At 70.5% G+C, this 15,291-nt stretch carries 11 protein-coding genes and 1 pseudogene; 6 read left to right on the forward strand and 6 right to left on the reverse strand.

Annotated features, from left to right (window positions below; translation table 11 throughout):
- Positions 1-622: 622 nt before the first annotated feature.
- The 3 genes from ACIOFR_RS37555 to ACIOFR_RS37565 all read right to left on the reverse strand — a co-directional run bounded on the left by ACIOFR_RS37555 (position 623) and on the right by ACIOFR_RS37565 (position 4,043).
- Positions 623-1,522, reverse strand: coding sequence for a formylglycine-generating enzyme family protein (locus ACIOFR_RS37555; protein ID WP_401004602.1), 900 nt, complete (start codon positions 1,520-1,522; stop codon positions 623-625).
- Positions 1,523-1,919: 397 nt separating this feature from the next.
- Complete coding sequence (locus ACIOFR_RS37560; RefSeq protein WP_401004621.1) at positions 1,920-2,417, reverse strand: DUF6296 family protein; 498 nt, start codon at positions 2,415-2,417, stop codon at positions 1,920-1,922.
- Positions 2,418-2,732: 315 nt separating this feature from the next.
- Entirely contained in the window at positions 2,733-4,043 is a 1,311-nt protein-coding gene (locus tag ACIOFR_RS37565; RefSeq protein ID WP_401004604.1) for a cation:proton antiporter, read from the reverse strand.
- Positions 4,044-4,973: 930 nt separating this feature from the next.
- On the opposite strand from ACIOFR_RS37565, the gene ACIOFR_RS37570 reads away from it, so the two are divergent.
- Positions 4,974-6,365: a glutamate decarboxylase gene (locus tag ACIOFR_RS37570; protein WP_401004606.1), complete on the forward strand. Its 1,392-nt coding sequence runs from the start codon at positions 4,974-4,976 to the stop codon at positions 6,363-6,365.
- A 466-nt stretch (positions 6,366-6,831) separates the two neighbouring features.
- Positions 6,832-7,263 (forward strand): hypothetical protein, encoded by a 432-nt coding sequence (locus ACIOFR_RS37575; RefSeq protein ID WP_401004607.1) that lies wholly within the window; start codon positions 6,832-6,834, stop codon positions 7,261-7,263.
- A gap of 467 nt (positions 7,264-7,730) precedes the next feature.
- Here the strand turns inward: ACIOFR_RS37575 and ACIOFR_RS37580 are convergent, their stop codons facing one another.
- Positions 7,731-8,273: a potassium channel family protein gene (locus ACIOFR_RS37580; protein WP_401004608.1), complete on the reverse strand. Its 543-nt coding sequence runs from the start codon at positions 8,271-8,273 to the stop codon at positions 7,731-7,733.
- Between the two features lie 503 nt (positions 8,274-8,776).
- On the opposite strand from ACIOFR_RS37580, the gene ACIOFR_RS37585 reads away from it, so the two are divergent.
- From ACIOFR_RS37585 to ACIOFR_RS37595, 3 genes are all read left to right on the forward strand, one after another.
- On the forward strand, positions 8,777-9,175 hold the full coding sequence (locus ACIOFR_RS37585) for a DUF1269 domain-containing protein (RefSeq protein WP_401004610.1): 399 nt from the start codon (positions 8,777-8,779) through the stop codon (positions 9,173-9,175).
- A gap of 734 nt (positions 9,176-9,909) precedes the next feature.
- Positions 9,910-10,101, forward strand: coding sequence for a hypothetical protein (locus tag ACIOFR_RS37590; protein ID WP_401004612.1), 192 nt, complete (start codon positions 9,910-9,912; stop codon positions 10,099-10,101).
- Positions 10,102-10,216: 115 nt separating this feature from the next.
- Positions 10,217-10,768, forward strand: a complete 552-nt coding sequence (locus ACIOFR_RS37595; RefSeq protein ID WP_401004614.1) for a PP2C family protein-serine/threonine phosphatase — start codon at positions 10,217-10,219, stop codon at positions 10,766-10,768.
- Between the two features lie 328 nt (positions 10,769-11,096).
- On the opposite strand, the gene ACIOFR_RS37600 is transcribed toward ACIOFR_RS37595, so the two are convergent.
- On the reverse strand, positions 11,097-11,795 hold the full coding sequence (locus tag ACIOFR_RS37600; protein WP_401004615.1) for a hypothetical protein: 699 nt from the start codon (positions 11,793-11,795) through the stop codon (positions 11,097-11,099).
- Between the two features lie 366 nt (positions 11,796-12,161).
- On the opposite strand from ACIOFR_RS37600, the gene ACIOFR_RS37605 reads away from it, so the two are divergent.
- The gene (locus ACIOFR_RS37605; RefSeq protein WP_401004617.1) at positions 12,162-13,628 is read left to right on the forward strand and encodes a DUF2252 domain-containing protein; all 1,467 of its coding nucleotides are present in this window, start codon (positions 12,162-12,164) and stop codon (positions 13,626-13,628) included.
- Between the two features lie 1,279 nt (positions 13,629-14,907).
- Here the strand turns inward: ACIOFR_RS37605 and ACIOFR_RS37610 are convergent.
- Positions 14,908-15,042: pseudogene (locus ACIOFR_RS37610) on the reverse strand (protein phosphatase); the annotation flags it as partial.
- Positions 15,043-15,291: the final 249 nt, after the last annotated feature.

Consider the following 15,291-nt stretch of genomic DNA (forward strand, 5'->3'; position numbering starts at 1 on the left):
ACTCGGGCCCATGCGCAGAGGTCGACGTGGGGTCATCGGCGCCCCCGTTGCTCGCACAGCGGCTGTCGCGGGCACGGCAGCTGTCGTCGCCCACGGGGTCGGTCGCCGCAGTGACCGGCGCGAGGACCGCCGGGACGACCGTCAAGACCGCCGGGAGGACCGCCGGGACCGGCGCTGATCCCAAGCTCACTGTCGGCCCAGGTCGTACCAGAAGGGGCATGACCAGACTGCGCGCTGGAAGCCGTGGCCTTGGCGATTGACCGAGGTCTCGAGCTCGATAGCGCCGTCACAGATGCCGAGGTCGCGTAGGGCCGCTGAGAGGCGGGGCCGAGCCGATCGTGAAGAGGACGGCGCGCGCTCTCCCGTCGCCCGAGGCGGCGTCGGCCGGGAAGCGACGGCAGTGGCCTACGCGACCGCGCCGGGTTCCGGGAACGGTCCTGCGCAGTTGCCAGGTCGAGCTGGGCCCGGGCGGTCGCGGGGGCGTCGTGCTCGGCCGCGACGGCCGCAAGGACCAGGTGGTCGAGCGATCCGAGCGCGCTCCTGCGCGTGCCGTAGTCTCCCGCGGAGCACGTCGACCGGCGCGAGTGACCCCAGGAAGCGCAGAGGGGAAAGTACGTGCCGGTCATCGATCAGCCGGGCCTGCGCAGCGGAAGCCGATGTTGCCGGTGGAGGAGTCGGGCGTGTTGGGCATTCGGGCGGAGACCCGGTAGCGGCGGCAGTACGAGGCGTGGCAGAGGTAGGAGCCGCCGCGAAGGGCGCGCACGGTGCCGGTCGCGGGGCCGGTAGGGTCCGCGCGGGGGCCGGTGGCGTGCCCGGTGGGGAGGAACCAGTCGGCCGTCCACTCCCAGACGTTTCCGGTCATGTTGTGGAGGCCGTAGCCGTTCGGGGGGAAGGCGTCCACAGCGCAGGTGCCCAGGTGGCCGTCCTCAAGCGTGTTGTGGTCGGGGAAGGAGCCGTTCCACACGTTCATCCGGTGCCGGCCGCCGGGGCGGAGTTCGTCGCCCCAGGGGAAAGGCTGCTGCTCGAGTCCGCCACGGGCGGCGTACTCCCACTCGGCCTCGGTGGGCAGTCGCAGCCCGGCCCAGGTGCAGTAGGCGAGGGCATCGTTCCAGGAGACGTGGACCACCGGGTGGTCCTGGCGGTCCGTCAGGTCGGAGTCACGTCCTTCAGGGTGCCTCCAGTCGGCGCCGAGCACCTCGCGCCACCACGGAGCGGCAGCGACCGCTCGGGTGGGCGGGAAGTCGTCGGGCAGCAGGCCGCCGAAGACGAACGAGGCCCCGTAGCGCTCGGCATCGGTGACATGGCCGGTGGCCGCCACGAACGACGCGAAGCGGGCGTTGCTGACGCAGTGCGGATCGATGACGAAAGGGCCGATCCGGACCCGTCGCACCGGCCCCTCGCCGTCCGCGGGGTAGGCGAGCGCGTCATCGCTGCCCATGCGGAACCAGCCGCCGTCCAGCCGGATCACCCGCAGGCCGGTCCGGGCAGCGTCAAACCGCTCGACCGGCCACGTCGAGAACATGGGCGGCCCTGACTCGCCGGGCGCCCCCGCCGAGCGGCCGGGAGAGCAGCAGGAGGGAGTGTCGCGGGTCGAATGCTCGGCTTCCCTGTCTTTCCGGTGGCCGAAGGAGCCTGCGTCGTTCATGGTCCATTCCTCGCACACCGACCGGCTGACGCATACGCGCGAAACGCCAGCCGGCTGGTTTCGGCGCGACGCAACGTCCGACCCCTACCCAGGGCTGGCCGGTGGCCGCGACCGCTCGGTGCGCGACCAGTGCGAGCGGGGCCTGCGCAGGCTACCGGCCCGGCCGGGTACAGGGGACCGGCTGGCACCGGCTCGACGATGCCGGTGTCGTCGGGGGCAGTACGCGGCGATACACCGTCGACCCGGTCGATGTACCAGCGGTCGCGGGTCTCGATCACGATCGGGGCGCCGACGCCCACCGCGTCGAGGTCCTGGAAGCGTGCGGCAACGTACCCGCGCCCGTCTGCGGCCGGCAGCACCACACCTCGATGATCTCCACGCGCAGCCTGCCGTCGGCGTCCGCGTACACCTCGTATCCGGCAACTCCCCGGACGCCGCGAGCATGCTCCACGACCCGGCGCTGCCGAGCATGGGATCCGGCCCGGCTCGGAAAGGTCACCAGGTACCGCCTGACCGCCCCAGTCCTCACCCGCCTTGTGCATACCCGCTCCCCCAGGCCCCACCGGGCGTTCTCCCCGCGGCTCGCCCTGACTTTGAGGGGCCCCAGGCACAGACCACCGATTGGCGGCCTGTCGTTCGAGCGCCGGCACGGAAGCGGGCGGCCGGGAACGCGAGTGCCCGGCCGCCCTGCGCCCCACCCCGTAACGACACCTGGGGGTTTGCCATTGTCCGGAGACGGGTGCCACGCACCTGAGTGAGGAACGCGCAGCATCGCCCAGTCCACCTGACCGCTCGTGCCGACACCAGCACCGCCGCTCCGTCGGCGCGGCACGCTGGACTGAAACGGAACCTGTGCGCCCCTTTCGCCGGGAACGGAAGCCGGATGATGGCCGGGCCACCAGGTCGCACCGGCCAGGACGGCCACGGGGCACCCGATGGCGGGCAGCCTCCCGGCGCCGGCAGCGACGACTCCGGCAGCGACCAGGGAGTGGCGGCGGGACGATGGTGGTAACAGAGCGCACGGGAGGGATCACCGGCCGATCAGCCGCCGAAAGCGGTACGCGGCCCGAGCTCTTCAGGTCGGGCCTCAGCGCAGGCGGCGGCGCACCGGCCGGGCCTGACCAGCTGGCTCCGGTGCGGCCAGAGCCTCGCGGAGATCGGGTGTGCGGGCTTTCGCGGCCCGGTACCAGGCTCCGTAGCGGGCGGCGAGGAACGGGGCCGACATGCCGTGGGCCAGCACGCTCAGGCCGACGGTGGCCGCGACGACCACGCCGAGCTGGTGGACGCCCGGCACGTTCTCCTCCGCTACCAGGAGCCCGAAGACCACGGAGGCCAGACCGCGCGGCCCGAACCAGCCGATGTAGGCCGCGGTGGGCCACCGAAAGCCGGCACCGGCCAGCGCGAGCGCCACCGGTACCATCCGCACGGCCGTCAGGCTGAGCACCGCGTACGTGACGGTCCGCCAGTCCATGTGTTCCATAGCCGGGCCAAGCAGCACCGCGCCGAAGACCAGGAAACTCAGCGTCGCGAGCAGCCCGCCTAGGTACTCGGACAGCTCGGCCGGTTGCCCGCCGGATCCGTCCACGGGAAGCGGTGGGGCCTGGCGCAGTCCGAGGGCGAACGCGAACCCGGCCGTCCAGGCGGCGATGAACCCGCTGCCGTCCACTGCCGTCGCCACCGTGTACGCGCCGACGGCGACGGCCAGGACGAAGACCTGCCGCCACTCGCCCGTCACCCAGCGCCTGGCCTGCGACCAGGGCAGCAGGCGCCCGCCCACCCAGCCGACGGCCAGGCCCGCGGCCGTGCTGAGCAACAGGGTCCGCCAGAAGACCCCGTCCACGCCCTCCTCGGAGGTGGCCGTGCCGGGGATCGCGGCCAGGAACAGGACGAAGAACGGCAGCACCAGCCCGTCGTTCAGGCCGCTCTCGACGTTCAGGCCCTCACGGACGAGCGGCGGCACCCGAGGGCTGGTCATCGCTGCTCTACCGAGCGCCGCGTCGGTCGGGGCCAGGATCGCAGCGAGCAGCGCGAGCTCCCAGCCGGTGAGGCCCGGCAGCAGGGGCCAGGCCAGCAGCCAGCCGGCTCCGATCGTGACCGGCAGGCCGAAGGCCAGCAGGCGCAGCGGCAGGAAGCCACCGGTGCGCAGGTCCCGACGGCGCACGGTCATCGCGTCGGCGAAGAGGACCAGGGTCAGCGCCGCCTCGACCAGCGTGCGCACCGGGCCGGCGTCGCGTTCCAGGTCGATGACGTCCAGACCGGCGGGGCCCATGAGCACGCCGAGGCCGGTGAACAGCATCGGCGCCGACAGCGGCGTCGAGCCGAGCCGACGTGAGAACAGCGCGTAGCCGCCGGTGGCGGCCGCCACGGCCGCCGCGGTCCAGGCGCCGCTGCTGCTCATCCAAGCCGTCCTCTCTGCCAAGCCGGGGATGCGGCCGGTCGGATCGTCATTGTCGCGTGGGACCGTGCGCGATCGTGGTGGGACATGCCGCCGGGGTGGGTCCGTCCGAGGCCGTGTCCGTGGGTGCCGGCACCCTCCCGACGTGCCGAACGCCCTACCCCGGGAGAGTGTCGGCACGTGACAGTCGAGAGTCTGTTGGTGCTCCCGCGTACGGTGATTCTCTATGGCGGTGTCGGTCCCGGCCGGCGATGTGCGGGTTGTTGCGGTGCGGTCCGCGCGGCACCGGGGCCGTTCGCGTGGCAGTCGTTCACGGTGGAATGGGTCTGCCGCGGTACGGCGGACGCGATGGACGGGGTGCAGGGTTCTTGGGTTGTTCCCGGGCCACGGAAGGGGCCCGGCACCCGTCAGGACGAGCGCGTCGAGGCTGGTGAAGGTTCTGAACGGCTGCTGACGGCGCTCGCTCACCGTCCGCAGGACTGAGCCGACTACTCGTGTGCGTCGCGTTGGCGTGGCGGCAGGAGGGGGCCTGGTCTCGACATCCGGCCGGGCCTGCTGCTGGACTGCGTGGGCCGACCAGCCGCGGCCCCGGGAGGACGCAGCCCTGCTGGCGCGCCATGGTCGTGTGATTGACGGCAACCGGCGTGCGAGCACCACCCAGCTACCCCATGGCGTCCTTCTCGACGGGACCACGCGACGGCAGAAGCCCCGGCAGCACCGGGCGGTGCCTGCGCACAACTGGACGCCGGGAACGCCGCCCTGAGGTGAAAGAACGCTCAGCTCAGCAGGTAATCGAAGCCGCACGGCTCGTTTCCGGCATCCGGAGTACGGGCTCGCCGTTTCGTGCCCGGATGGCGTATGTCCTCATGCCGAGCCCTGGGCCGGGTCCGTAGTGTCTGATTCGGATCTGAGGACCGATACGTGAGGTGACTGGTGGCTCTGCACAACGCCCAGGAGCCGGCAGCCGACCCGGCCGTCGACATCTTCGCCTCGCCGCTGAGCGAGCGCCCGCTGCCCAAGCGGTCCATGCCGGAGTTCCCCTCGCCGCCGTCCGTGGTCTTCCAGCTGCTGCGCAACGAGCTGCTCCTGGACGGCAACGCGGCGCAGAACCTGGCCACCTTCTGCACGACGTGGGCGGACGACGAGGTCCGCCGGCTGATGGACCTGTGTCTGGACAAGAACATCGTCGACAAGGACGAGTACCCGCAGACCGCGGAGATCGAGTCGCGCTGTGTGAACATCCTCGCCGACCTCTGGCACGCGCCCGCCCGCGCCGACGGGGGCGGCAACGCGGTGGGCTGCTCGACCACCGGCTCCAGCGAGGCTGCCATGCTCTGCGGCCTCGCCCTGAAGTGGCGGTGGCGGGACCGGCGGCGGGCCGCCGGCCGGTCGACCGACCGTCCGAACCTGGTGTGCGGGCCGGTGCAGGTGTGCTGGGAGAAGTTCGCCCGCTACTTCGACGTCGAGCTGCGCCAGGTCCCGGTCGAGCCCGGCGCGACCGGCCTTCAGCCGCACCAGCTGCGCGAGTACGTCGACGAGAACACCATCGGCGTCGTCGCGATCCTCGGCGTCACCTACACCTGCACCTACGAGCCGGTGGCGGAGATCGCGGCCGAACTCGACCGCCTGCAGGCCGAGACGGGCCTCGACGTCCCGCTGCACATCGACGCGGCGTCGGGCGGCTTCATCGCCCCGTTCCTCCACCCCGACCTGGCCTGGGACTTCCAGCTTCCGCGGGTGGCCTCGATCAACTCCTCCGGCCACAAGTACGGCATGGCCCCGCTCGGCGTCGGCTGGGCGCTGTGGCGCGACCGGGACGCCCTGCCGGACGACTTGGTCTTCCACGTCGACTACGTCGGCGGCGACATGCCGACCCTCGCCCTGAACTTCTCCCGCCCCGGCGGACAGGTCGTCACCCAGTACTTCATGTTCCTGCGCCTGGGCCGCGAGGGGTACCGGCGGGTCTACCAGGCCTGCGCCGACACCGCGCAACACCTCGCCCGACAGGTCGCCGAGATGGGCCCCTTCACCCTGCTCTACGACGGCGCCGGCGCACTGCCGGCCGTCTCCTACACGCTGACCGACCCGGACTCGGTCAGCTGGAGTCTGTACGACCTCTCCGACCTGCTGCGGATACGCGGCTGGCAGGTGCCCTCGTACCCGCTGCCGCCGGACCGCCAGGAGACCATCATCCAGCGTGTCCTGGTGCGGCACGGCGTCGACCGGGACGAAATCGAACTCCTCGCCGAGGACATGCGCAGAGCGATCAAGCACCTCACTGAAGGCCGCCCTCACGATGCGGACCGCGTAGGCTTCCACCACTGAGGCCAGGCTGGCGAAGTCAACCACCGGGCGTCACAGTCGGATTGCCGGGCACGCCCGCCGCAGCGGCACCGAGCCTGCGGTCGGCCGGAGCGTGCTACGGATCGAACAGCGTCTCCGCCGGCCCGAGGGTTGAACAGGCGATGCCGCGCAGCAGTCCGGGTATGGCTTCCTCCATTGACCTGCCGCCGAGAGAACGGCCTGGTCGGAGGCCCCCCGTTCTCCGGTCTGCCAGGGCGGGGCCAGGCGGCGCGCCGAGCCGCTGGCAGCGCCGCCGGTGTGGATGGCAAGGCCGGGGCCGCGCCCGTACGCAACCCTCGGCCGCTGGCACCGCGGGACGGGCCCCAGGGGAAAGAGCGTTGGGCAGCGCCGGAGGTGCTGCCTGGCTGCCGACATGGCAGCCTGGATATGGGGTCTCCGAGCAGGTCGCCCGATTCGGCGACGAGGTTGTTGTCGAAGGAGCTCGAACATGGCCAGCAATGTCAGCGGAACGCCGACGAATGCCCAGGCTTCCCGAAGGCCGTTCGCAACCGGCTGGACCGTCTTCGCCGCAGTTCTGATGATCTTCGGCGGCGCGATGGCGATATTCGAGGGGATCGCCGCCATCGCCAAGGACGACCTGATCGTCGTCACCCGCAACTATGCCTACAAGATGAACACCACCGGCTGGGGCTGGATCCACCTCATCCTTGGCATAATCATCGTTTTGGCCGGTGTGGCCCTCTTCAGTGGTGCCTTCTGGGCGCGGGCTGTCGGTGTCGTCGTCGCCGGGTTGGGGATGATCGCGAACTTCCTGTGGCTTCCCTACTATCCGTTCTGGGCCATCGTGCTGATTGCCATCGACATCTTCGTGATCTGGGCCCTCTGTGCCGGAACGACCAGAACATCGTGGCGGGATTGATTCGCTGCCGCCAGCCCGCTGTGCGGGACCGGCGGCGCTGCGTTGACAGAGAGATCGCCTCGGCCCGTCGAGGAGAAGGGGGATCTCGCTCGAGCGAGCCGAGTTCCGGGCGCCTGACGGCGCGGGCCTTCGATGCGTGACGTCGGGCGCACCTGTCCAGCCTCGGTCCGGTCGGGACCGATCGGCAGAGGAGCAGGCCATGGCGAAGGACTTCAGGGGGAAGGTCGCCCTCGACATCCACGACTCGGAGCCGGGCTGGACGCCCTTCTTGGCGCCGAAGGCGCCTGGGCCACCGCGGCCGCAGCGGCGGCCGCCAGCCCCAAGGCTGGAGCGGTACCGCGATTCGAGCCGTCGCCACAGGCATCCGTCGTGAATGCCACGGCTCCTGGTTTCTTCCTGACGTGCTGTCACATGACGCAGCTGCCTCGAGGCGGACTCACTGCGACGGCGCGGTGGTGACACTACGGTCATCCAACGGGTCCGAGGTCATCACCCACCGGGCCGTCCGGTCGGTCCGGAGCGGCCGGGCCGGCGTTCTGCTGCTGCCCCCCGGACTTCACACGCCGGTCGAGGCCCCTGCGCACGGCCTCCAACATGACGTGTGCGATGACGCCGACCAAGAACACGTCCGCGAGCATCTGCAGCACCGCCGTGCTCCTGGCCGCTCCCGTCTTGGGGGCGATGTCACCGAAGCCCACGGTGGAGAAGACCGTGACCGTGAAGTACACGGCATCCGAGCGGGACAAGGACTCGGTGAAGGATCCCGGTCGGCTCCTCTCCAGGAGAAAGTAGCTCGTCGCGAAGAGCAGGAGGAGCAGAGGGAGGACGGTCGCGAGTGCCGCAACGGCCCGCAGCCTCGGATAGGGGGAACGGCTGACCGACCGCGTCTGCCAGACGAGGAGGGCGGACACCGCGAGCAGGCCGAGGACGAGTGCGACCACAGTGGTGGCGCTGTAGGGCTTGTCCATCGGGATCAGGTAGTAAGCCGTCACCAGACCTGTGGCGGTCACCAGCGGTCGTAGTAGTGCGCGCACCATGAGTCTGCGCCGCTTCCGCCGGGGAAGGTCCTCGAATTCCAGCCGCACCATCCGCTGCCCATCAACTCAGGACTGCAACGACAACCGGTGAATCGCCATACAGGTCACGATGCAGGATGCGCGCAGATTCGGCGCCCCGAGACCTCCTTGCGGGCTACGGATCCCCCGGTCCGCCCTATCCACTCCTGCGGACCGGAATCCCGGTCCGTAACGGCCGGTGAGCTGCTGGCGCGAGGAATGCGGCTTCGCTCCCAGAACCCCTCTGGCGATCGCCGCACGCTCGGCAAGGCGACGGAATACCGCTCCCCCAGTCTCCAGGTGCCCGGTCGGCCGGTGGCACGCATCCTGGCACTGCTGGCGAAGACCGCACGCCCCCGACCGCAGCAGGTACCTGCTGCCCACGGGCTTCGTGACGCGGCTTCGGACCCCATCGCCGCAATTCTCCGGATGCGGTGGAGACAGGCAGGACGGACAAAGTGGCGAAGCCCGACCCAGTGTTCATCTACATCGGCACCTACCCCAGCGAGGCTGTGGCGCGAGCCGACTGCGACATCGTCAAGGACCTCCACGCGGTCGGTGCGGTCGGCACCTACGACGCCTCCGTGGTCACCAAGGACGACAACGGCAAGGTGCACGTGAACAAGGACGAGACGGCCACCCGGCACGGGGCGTGGGGCGGCGCAGCCGCCGGCGCTCTCGTCGGCCTGCTGTTCCCGCCGGCGATCATCGGCACCGCCGCGGTCGGCGCGGCCGTGGGCGGGGTGAGCGGTCACCTGTGGCGCGGCATGTCACGTGCGGACGTCGAGGAGTTCGGGGAGCTCATCGACGCCGGGCAGGCCGCTCTGGTCGTCGTCGGCGAGAGCACACTCGCGTAGGCCGTGCAGAAGGCCGTGCAGAAGGCCGGGCTGAAGGCCGAGAAGCAGGTCGCCAAGGAACTCGACGTCAGCTCGAAGGACATCGACAAGGCGGTCCGGGAAGCCGCGACCGAAGTCGGCTGATCTGCCGGTTCCCGATTCCGGGACGCTTGGCGCGGTCCTGCACACCGGGACCCCGGGAGCCCTGAGATCCGCGGATCGGCCAGGAACGCGCAGACCCACGAACAGCCCGGTGCTGGGCTCAAGGGTTTCCGTGGACGTGCCGGCAGCGACTTCGAGCCGCTTCGGCGGCCTGCTCCCGGCTGTGATCGAGCTGTTGGAGCCGGCAGGCAGAGGTGGCCGATGGCATCACTGTGTGCTGCGCACCTGCTCTGCGGGTCGCCCCGGTTTGCGCCCGGCTGCTTCCGGGCAGCGGCCGGGCGGCGCTGTATCCGCCCTGTCTGCCCCCGTTCGGGTGGTTCGGGGTTGGGCGGGCGCGGGGCGTGGGACAGGCCGGTAATGACGAGATCCACTGCGGGCGGCCGGCGCCGCCGGCCGCCCACACACGCCGCCGCGCCTGTTACTTCAGCTCCTTCAACCGCTCCGGCGGCACGGTCCGACCCGTGTCCGGCTGTGTTCTGCTGCCGGACCTGGAGCAGTGAGCACCTGCTGCCGGGCGGGGCGGTGGTGGCCACCACGTGGCACGAGCCGGCATGCCCGGCCTCGGGGGCGCGCCCATGACTGGCAGTGTTTCCGTGGGACCCGACGACGCGGGCGGCTGGGTGACGGCGCCGGCGGGCCGTCCGCCCGGCGATATTGCCGCGCGGATTCGGGCGGCGCGGGAGGCGGGGGTCGAGGAGCGCCACCTCGCGGCGATCCTCGCCGAGGTCTTCCCTCCGTTCGGCACCGACGGCAGGGGCCCTGCCCCGGGCTGGACCGGCGCGTGACCACCACCGCCAACCGGAGCAGGTACGCGGGCAGTTTGCGGCGTGTTCACGGCGACGCGTCGCATGGGGTGGTAGTCGTCCAACACGCCATCCGAGGGCGAGCCTGATGGATCCGGTGGATGGATCTGCGCGGCCGGGTGTTCCCGACCCCGGCCGTCGCGTCGAGGACGAGATGGACTGGACGCTGCACTGGAGCACCGCCGGACACCCGCCGCCACGCCTGATCGGCCCTGACGGCACCGCCCACTACCTGCACGCCGACCCCGGCCTGCCGCTCGGCGTGGACACCGACATGCCCCGCCCCGACCACAAGCACCCCCTCCCCGGCAACTCCACCCTCGTGCTGTTCAAGGACGGCCTGGTCGAGCACCCCGACCACCCCATCGACGCCGGCCTCACCGCCTCGCCCGAATCGCGGCCGCCCGCGCCGGCCCGCCCCTGGACGACCTGTGCCGCACGTTGGCCGACGCCCAGCCGGGCGACGGCCGCGACGACCTGGCCGTCCTCGCCCTGCGCACCCCACCGCCGCCACACGATCCCGTGGCTGCTACGCGAGTCGTCTCCCCGGCCGGTTGACCGGAGCATGTCCGCAACAGGACGCCGTCGTCGGCTCCGCACGACGATTCCTGCGGCGGCCCCCAGGGCAGCGCCACGGGCAGCAGGCTGAAACGGTCCTCCGCCTTCTGGACATGCCGTTCTACCCGCAGGTGGCAGCCTCATAGCAGGCGGACAGCCGCAATCCGCCCGGTCGGTCGGTCGCTCTCTACGTGGGAGGCGCCGAGTTGGGCGCGCGCAGGGCGATGTTCCCGAACTCACCCCAACGGCCGCCCGGCGCCGCACCCGCCGGGCCATCGCCCGCGTGTACCACCGGCAACGCCAGGCACAGGCCCACGCCAACCAGCGACCACCACCACGAACTACGGCACCCCGATCTCCAACTGAAGGGACAGCAGGCATGGCTTCAGCCATCCCATGACCCCGAGGGCCGAGTGCTCCTACTGCAGGATGTTGATCGCGCGAGCGATCACCAGCGCGCCGATTCCAAGAGACGCCACCGCTTCCGTCATCATCAGCAGCTTGGCCCACCGCTTGATCGCGGAGATGTCGGTGGGGCTGAACGCGGTGGCGGTCCAGAAGGCCAGCACCAGATAGTCGGCGAAGATCGGCACCCAGGTGGCCGGCGCGTAGTCCGTGTGCTGCATCTCGGGGAATACCAGTGCTGGATTCGCGTACGGCTGGTGCGCGCGGGCGGCGGCACCACCGCGGTCCAGATCCCAATACCACAGCCCGAATGTGATCACGTTCGTGGCCCAGATCACTCCGCCGGTGGCCAGTAGTCCGGTGGCGTTGTTGGCGAACAGCTTGTTGTTGGTCAGGATGTCGGCCACCAGGTGGGCGGCCGCGAGCAGATTCGCCACCGTCATGAAGGCGATGACGGCACCGGTCGTGATCCGTAGCCATGGCTTCTGGCGATCGATGCGGCCCGGGTCTCCGATGATCAGCGCGGCCAGCAGTACGAGCGTGACGACCGGGACGACCCATGAGGGGGTCACCCGGTACTTCGCAGGCAACGCCACATGGAGAAACGCGGCCGCCAGAATCGCCAGCGCCACCGGCCACCAGTGCTCACCCCGTGCAGTGGCCTGAACCGGCGTCAGCGGGGGCGGAGTGGCCGGGTTCGGGCCTGATGACATACCCCATTGTGGCCTCAGCAGTTCTGATGCCGAAGCAGTGACGCGCCGCTTCTACGACCACCGCCGAGGACTTCCCTGCTGACGAACGAGGTTGTCGTCGTTGCGCACCGTTGGGTCGCGCGCCGGCGACTCACGGCCTGCCGGATCTCCCCGTCCAGAGTGCGACGAACGGACTCTGCTCGGTTCCGCTGCGAACGGACCGCGCCAACACGAATCAATGAGCTGCGCAACCGTGGCGACAGCTCACCCCTTCGAGGGGATTAGGACCTGATGTGGTAGCGACTGCCTGAAATAGGTACATTTATAGCCATTCACGGCGGTTTTCGAACCAGCAGCACACGAGGCTGCGGCCCGACGGGAGTGGCCATGACGGCGAAGAAAAAGGGCGTGACCGGCGGGAAAACTCATGCGGGGGCATCCACCCGGGGCGCGGCGCCGCCGGCGGCGGAGCCTTTGAGCCGGGCGGATCGGGTGGCACTGGGGAAGGACGCCCGCCGGGCAGTGCCACTGGAGGCGCACGGGGAGTTCCGGCCGGGCAGATCGCGGGATCCGGTCGGGCTGCTGCTGGGGCAGGCGGCGTCGCGGGTGCCGGATCTGGTGCCGGTACGGCACGGGCGCATGCTGGTGTCGCCGTTCACGTACTACCGGGGGGCCGCCCTGCCGATGGCGGCGGATCTGGCGGCCGCGCCCACCTCGGGTCTGCGGGTCCAGCTGTGCGGAGACGCGCATCTGTCCAATTTCGGCGCGTTCGCCTCGCCGGAGCGGCGACTGGTCTTCGACGTCAACGACTTCGACGAGACTCTGCCCGGGCCTTTCGAGTGGGATGTCAAGCGGCTGGCCGCGAGTCTGGCGGTGGCGGGGCGCGATAACGAGTTCTCCGACAAGGCCCGCCGCAGGATCGTCCTGGCGGCGGCCAAGGGCTATCGCAAGGCAATGCGCCGCTTCGCGAAGCAGCCGTTCCTGGAGGTCTGGTACGCGCACGTGGACATCGAGGAGGTCATGGAGCAGTTCAGGTCCAAGTTGAAGGCGAAGCGGTTCAAGGCGGCCGAGGAGCTGCTGGCCAAGGCCCACACCCGCGACAGCACGCAGGCGCTGGGCAAGCTCACCACCCTGGTCGACGGTCGGCGGCAGATCGTCAGCGACCCTCCGACGATCGTCCCCGTCGAAGAGGTTTTCAGCGGTGTGCAGGCCGACGCGATCTACGAGCTGATCCGCACCGTGCTGGGCAAGTACCGGCGCACCCTGCAGTCCGACCGGCGACACCTGGTCGATCAGTTCACGCTGGTCCAGGTGGCCCGCAAGGTCGTCGGGGTCGGCAGTGTCGGCACCCGCGCCTGGATCGCGCTGCTGGATGCCGGGGACGGCGTGGAACCGCTGTTCCTGCAAGCCAAGGAGGCCCAGCCGTCCGTCCTGGTGGAGTATGCCAAGCGCAGCCAGTACAGCAACCAGGGTGAGCGCGTCGTCGCCGGACAGCATCTCATGCAGGCCCAGAGCGACATCTTCCTCGGCTGGACCCGTGTCACCCGCGCGGACGGGGTGGACCGCGACTTCTACGTGCGCCAGTTGCGGGACTGGAAGTTCTCCGCACCGATCGAGACGATGCTCCCGTCGGGCATGGCGCTGTACGGACGGCTGTGCGGTTGGACCCTGGCCCGAGCGCACGCCCGCTCCGGCGACCGGGTCGCGCTGGCCGCCTACCTCGGCGGCTCCGACCGGTTCGACCAAGCCATCGCGGACTTCGCCGAAACCTACGCCGACCAGAACGAGGACGACTTCACAGCCCTGCAGACTGCCGTGAAAGAGGGCAGAGCCGAAGCCACCACCGGGATCTGACGTCCGTTTCGTCCTGTAGCTTCCATCTGACCCCGGGCCAGGTTCCGCGCTGACTCGGGCTGGTCCGCCGGTGAACCGGCGGGCCACGAGGTCCATAGGCACCACATGGATCACGGCTCGGAGCGAGCGGGCAGCGTCCGCTCCTGCCAGGCACCATCGGCCACTCCGGGGTGCCTTCGGGCCGGCTGGTGTCCGCGGTGACCGCGTCGCTCATGCCTCAAGCCTGCGCCGGTCACCGACACCGTGGGAGGAAAGTCCGCAGCCGGCAGCGCACTTGGCGGATTCGACCGCTGATCGACGTAGCCCCCGAACGACGCGCTGCTCTGACCTGCAACTGATCGGACATTGCCGTCCAGCAGCAGGGGCCCTGCGGCGGGAGCGGTCCGGCCTGGCTCGAAACCCAGCTGGGGCTCCCCTACCAGCAGACGGGCCCGCTACGCGCGCGACCGGCGGCTCAGGTCGTTCTTCGCGATGGCCGGATGGCAGGCTCACCACCGCGTCTTCGATGCCGTCCCAGGTGCCTGTCCGTCTTCCCAGAGGCCACGCACCACGCTTCACCCCTCCGGTTGGTCGTACCGAACTCCGTTCCGGGCGCGTCGTACGGAGACGGTCCCCGACGCGGTCGTACTGTCGGGGGTGATGGAGCGTGTGCTGTCGCTCTATTCCTTGGATGCCCGGCCCGGTCGCTCCCCCGTGCGGCCGGGCCGCGCTACTCCTCTCGGTCGCATACCCCGGACTGTAACCGCACGCACGAACCACCCTTACGCAGACCTCCGGTGGTGGGCGGGCTACTCGGACCTTCTCCTGGAAGAACACGCGGCGGCCGCTGGCCACCCACCCGAGGAGGATGCGATGGCGTCGACCCCACCGGAGCCCGGCCCCGGCGAATCCACCGGCGGCGGGCCCGGCCAAGGAGGTCCGCCCGAGCAGCCCCCGGTGCCGCCGCCCACCGACAGGCCCGCGCCTTCACCCGGCCCCGGCCGCCCTGCCTCGGCGGGCGGTGACGCCGGCGATGTGACCCGACTGCATGCGCGGATCGCCGCCCTGGAAGCCGCCGCGCCGCACAAGAGGGAACACCATCGGTGGCGGACCTCCGGCGCCGTGGTCCTCATCGTGATCGCCTCGCTGCTGTCCCTGCTGTCCGTCCTGGCGGTCTGGACGTCGGACTTCGTCGGCGACACCGACCGGTACGTCCAGACCGTCGCCCCGCTCGCCACCGAACCGGACATCCAGAACGCCGTCACCAACCGGGTCACCCAGGTCGTCCTGGAGCAGATCGCGCGGAGACGAGCCCGTGGCCCACCACGTCACCGACGGCAACGCCGATGCGCTCGCCCTGCAGATCGACAATGTCGTACCAGTCGCCGCACACGTTCAGGGAACCGACGGCGGGACGGTAGCGCACCGCGATCCTGGGATCCTCGGTCCCCCCACGGCGACGCCCCCGGCCACCGGTTGGCGGGCGGGCGCGGCATTGGACGATCCCGCCATCGGGCCTGTGCACGCCTTCGGCCAGTGCCTGGTGCGTCATGACCCCTTGACAGCATCGTTCCTGGCGTACCGTCATGGAGGCTTCGCCATCTTCGAACGTGCTGGTCACGGGGGCTGGCGTGACGGGCCTCTGGGGTGCTCCTGCTGGTGGTGGGCGGCAGTCTGGCGTGTA

The organism is Kitasatospora sp. NPDC088346 (assembly GCF_044740765.1).
GTDB lineage: Bacteria > Actinomycetota > Actinomycetes > Streptomycetales > Streptomycetaceae > Kitasatospora.

Coding starts and splice junctions, on each gene's coding strand:
- ACIOFR_RS37555 (WP_401004602.1), bottom strand. CDS start 1,522: ATGTTCTCGACGTGGCCGGTCGAGCGGTTTGACGCTGCCCGGACCGGC.
- ACIOFR_RS37560 (WP_401004621.1), bottom strand. CDS start 2,417: ATGCTGCGCGTTCCTCACTCAGGTGCGTGGCACCCGTCTCCGGACAAT.
- ACIOFR_RS37565 (WP_401004604.1), bottom strand. CDS start 4,043: ATGAGCAGCAGCGGCGCCTGGACCGCGGCGGCCGTGGCGGCCGCCACC.
- ACIOFR_RS37575 (WP_401004607.1), top strand. CDS start 6,832: ATGGCCAGCAATGTCAGCGGAACGCCGACGAATGCCCAGGCTTCCCGA.
- ACIOFR_RS37600 (WP_401004615.1), bottom strand. CDS start 11,795: ATGTCATCAGGCCCGAACCCGGCCACTCCGCCCCCGCTGACGCCGGTT.
- ACIOFR_RS37605 (WP_401004617.1), top strand. CDS start 12,162: ATGACGGCGAAGAAAAAGGGCGTGACCGGCGGGAAAACTCATGCGGGG.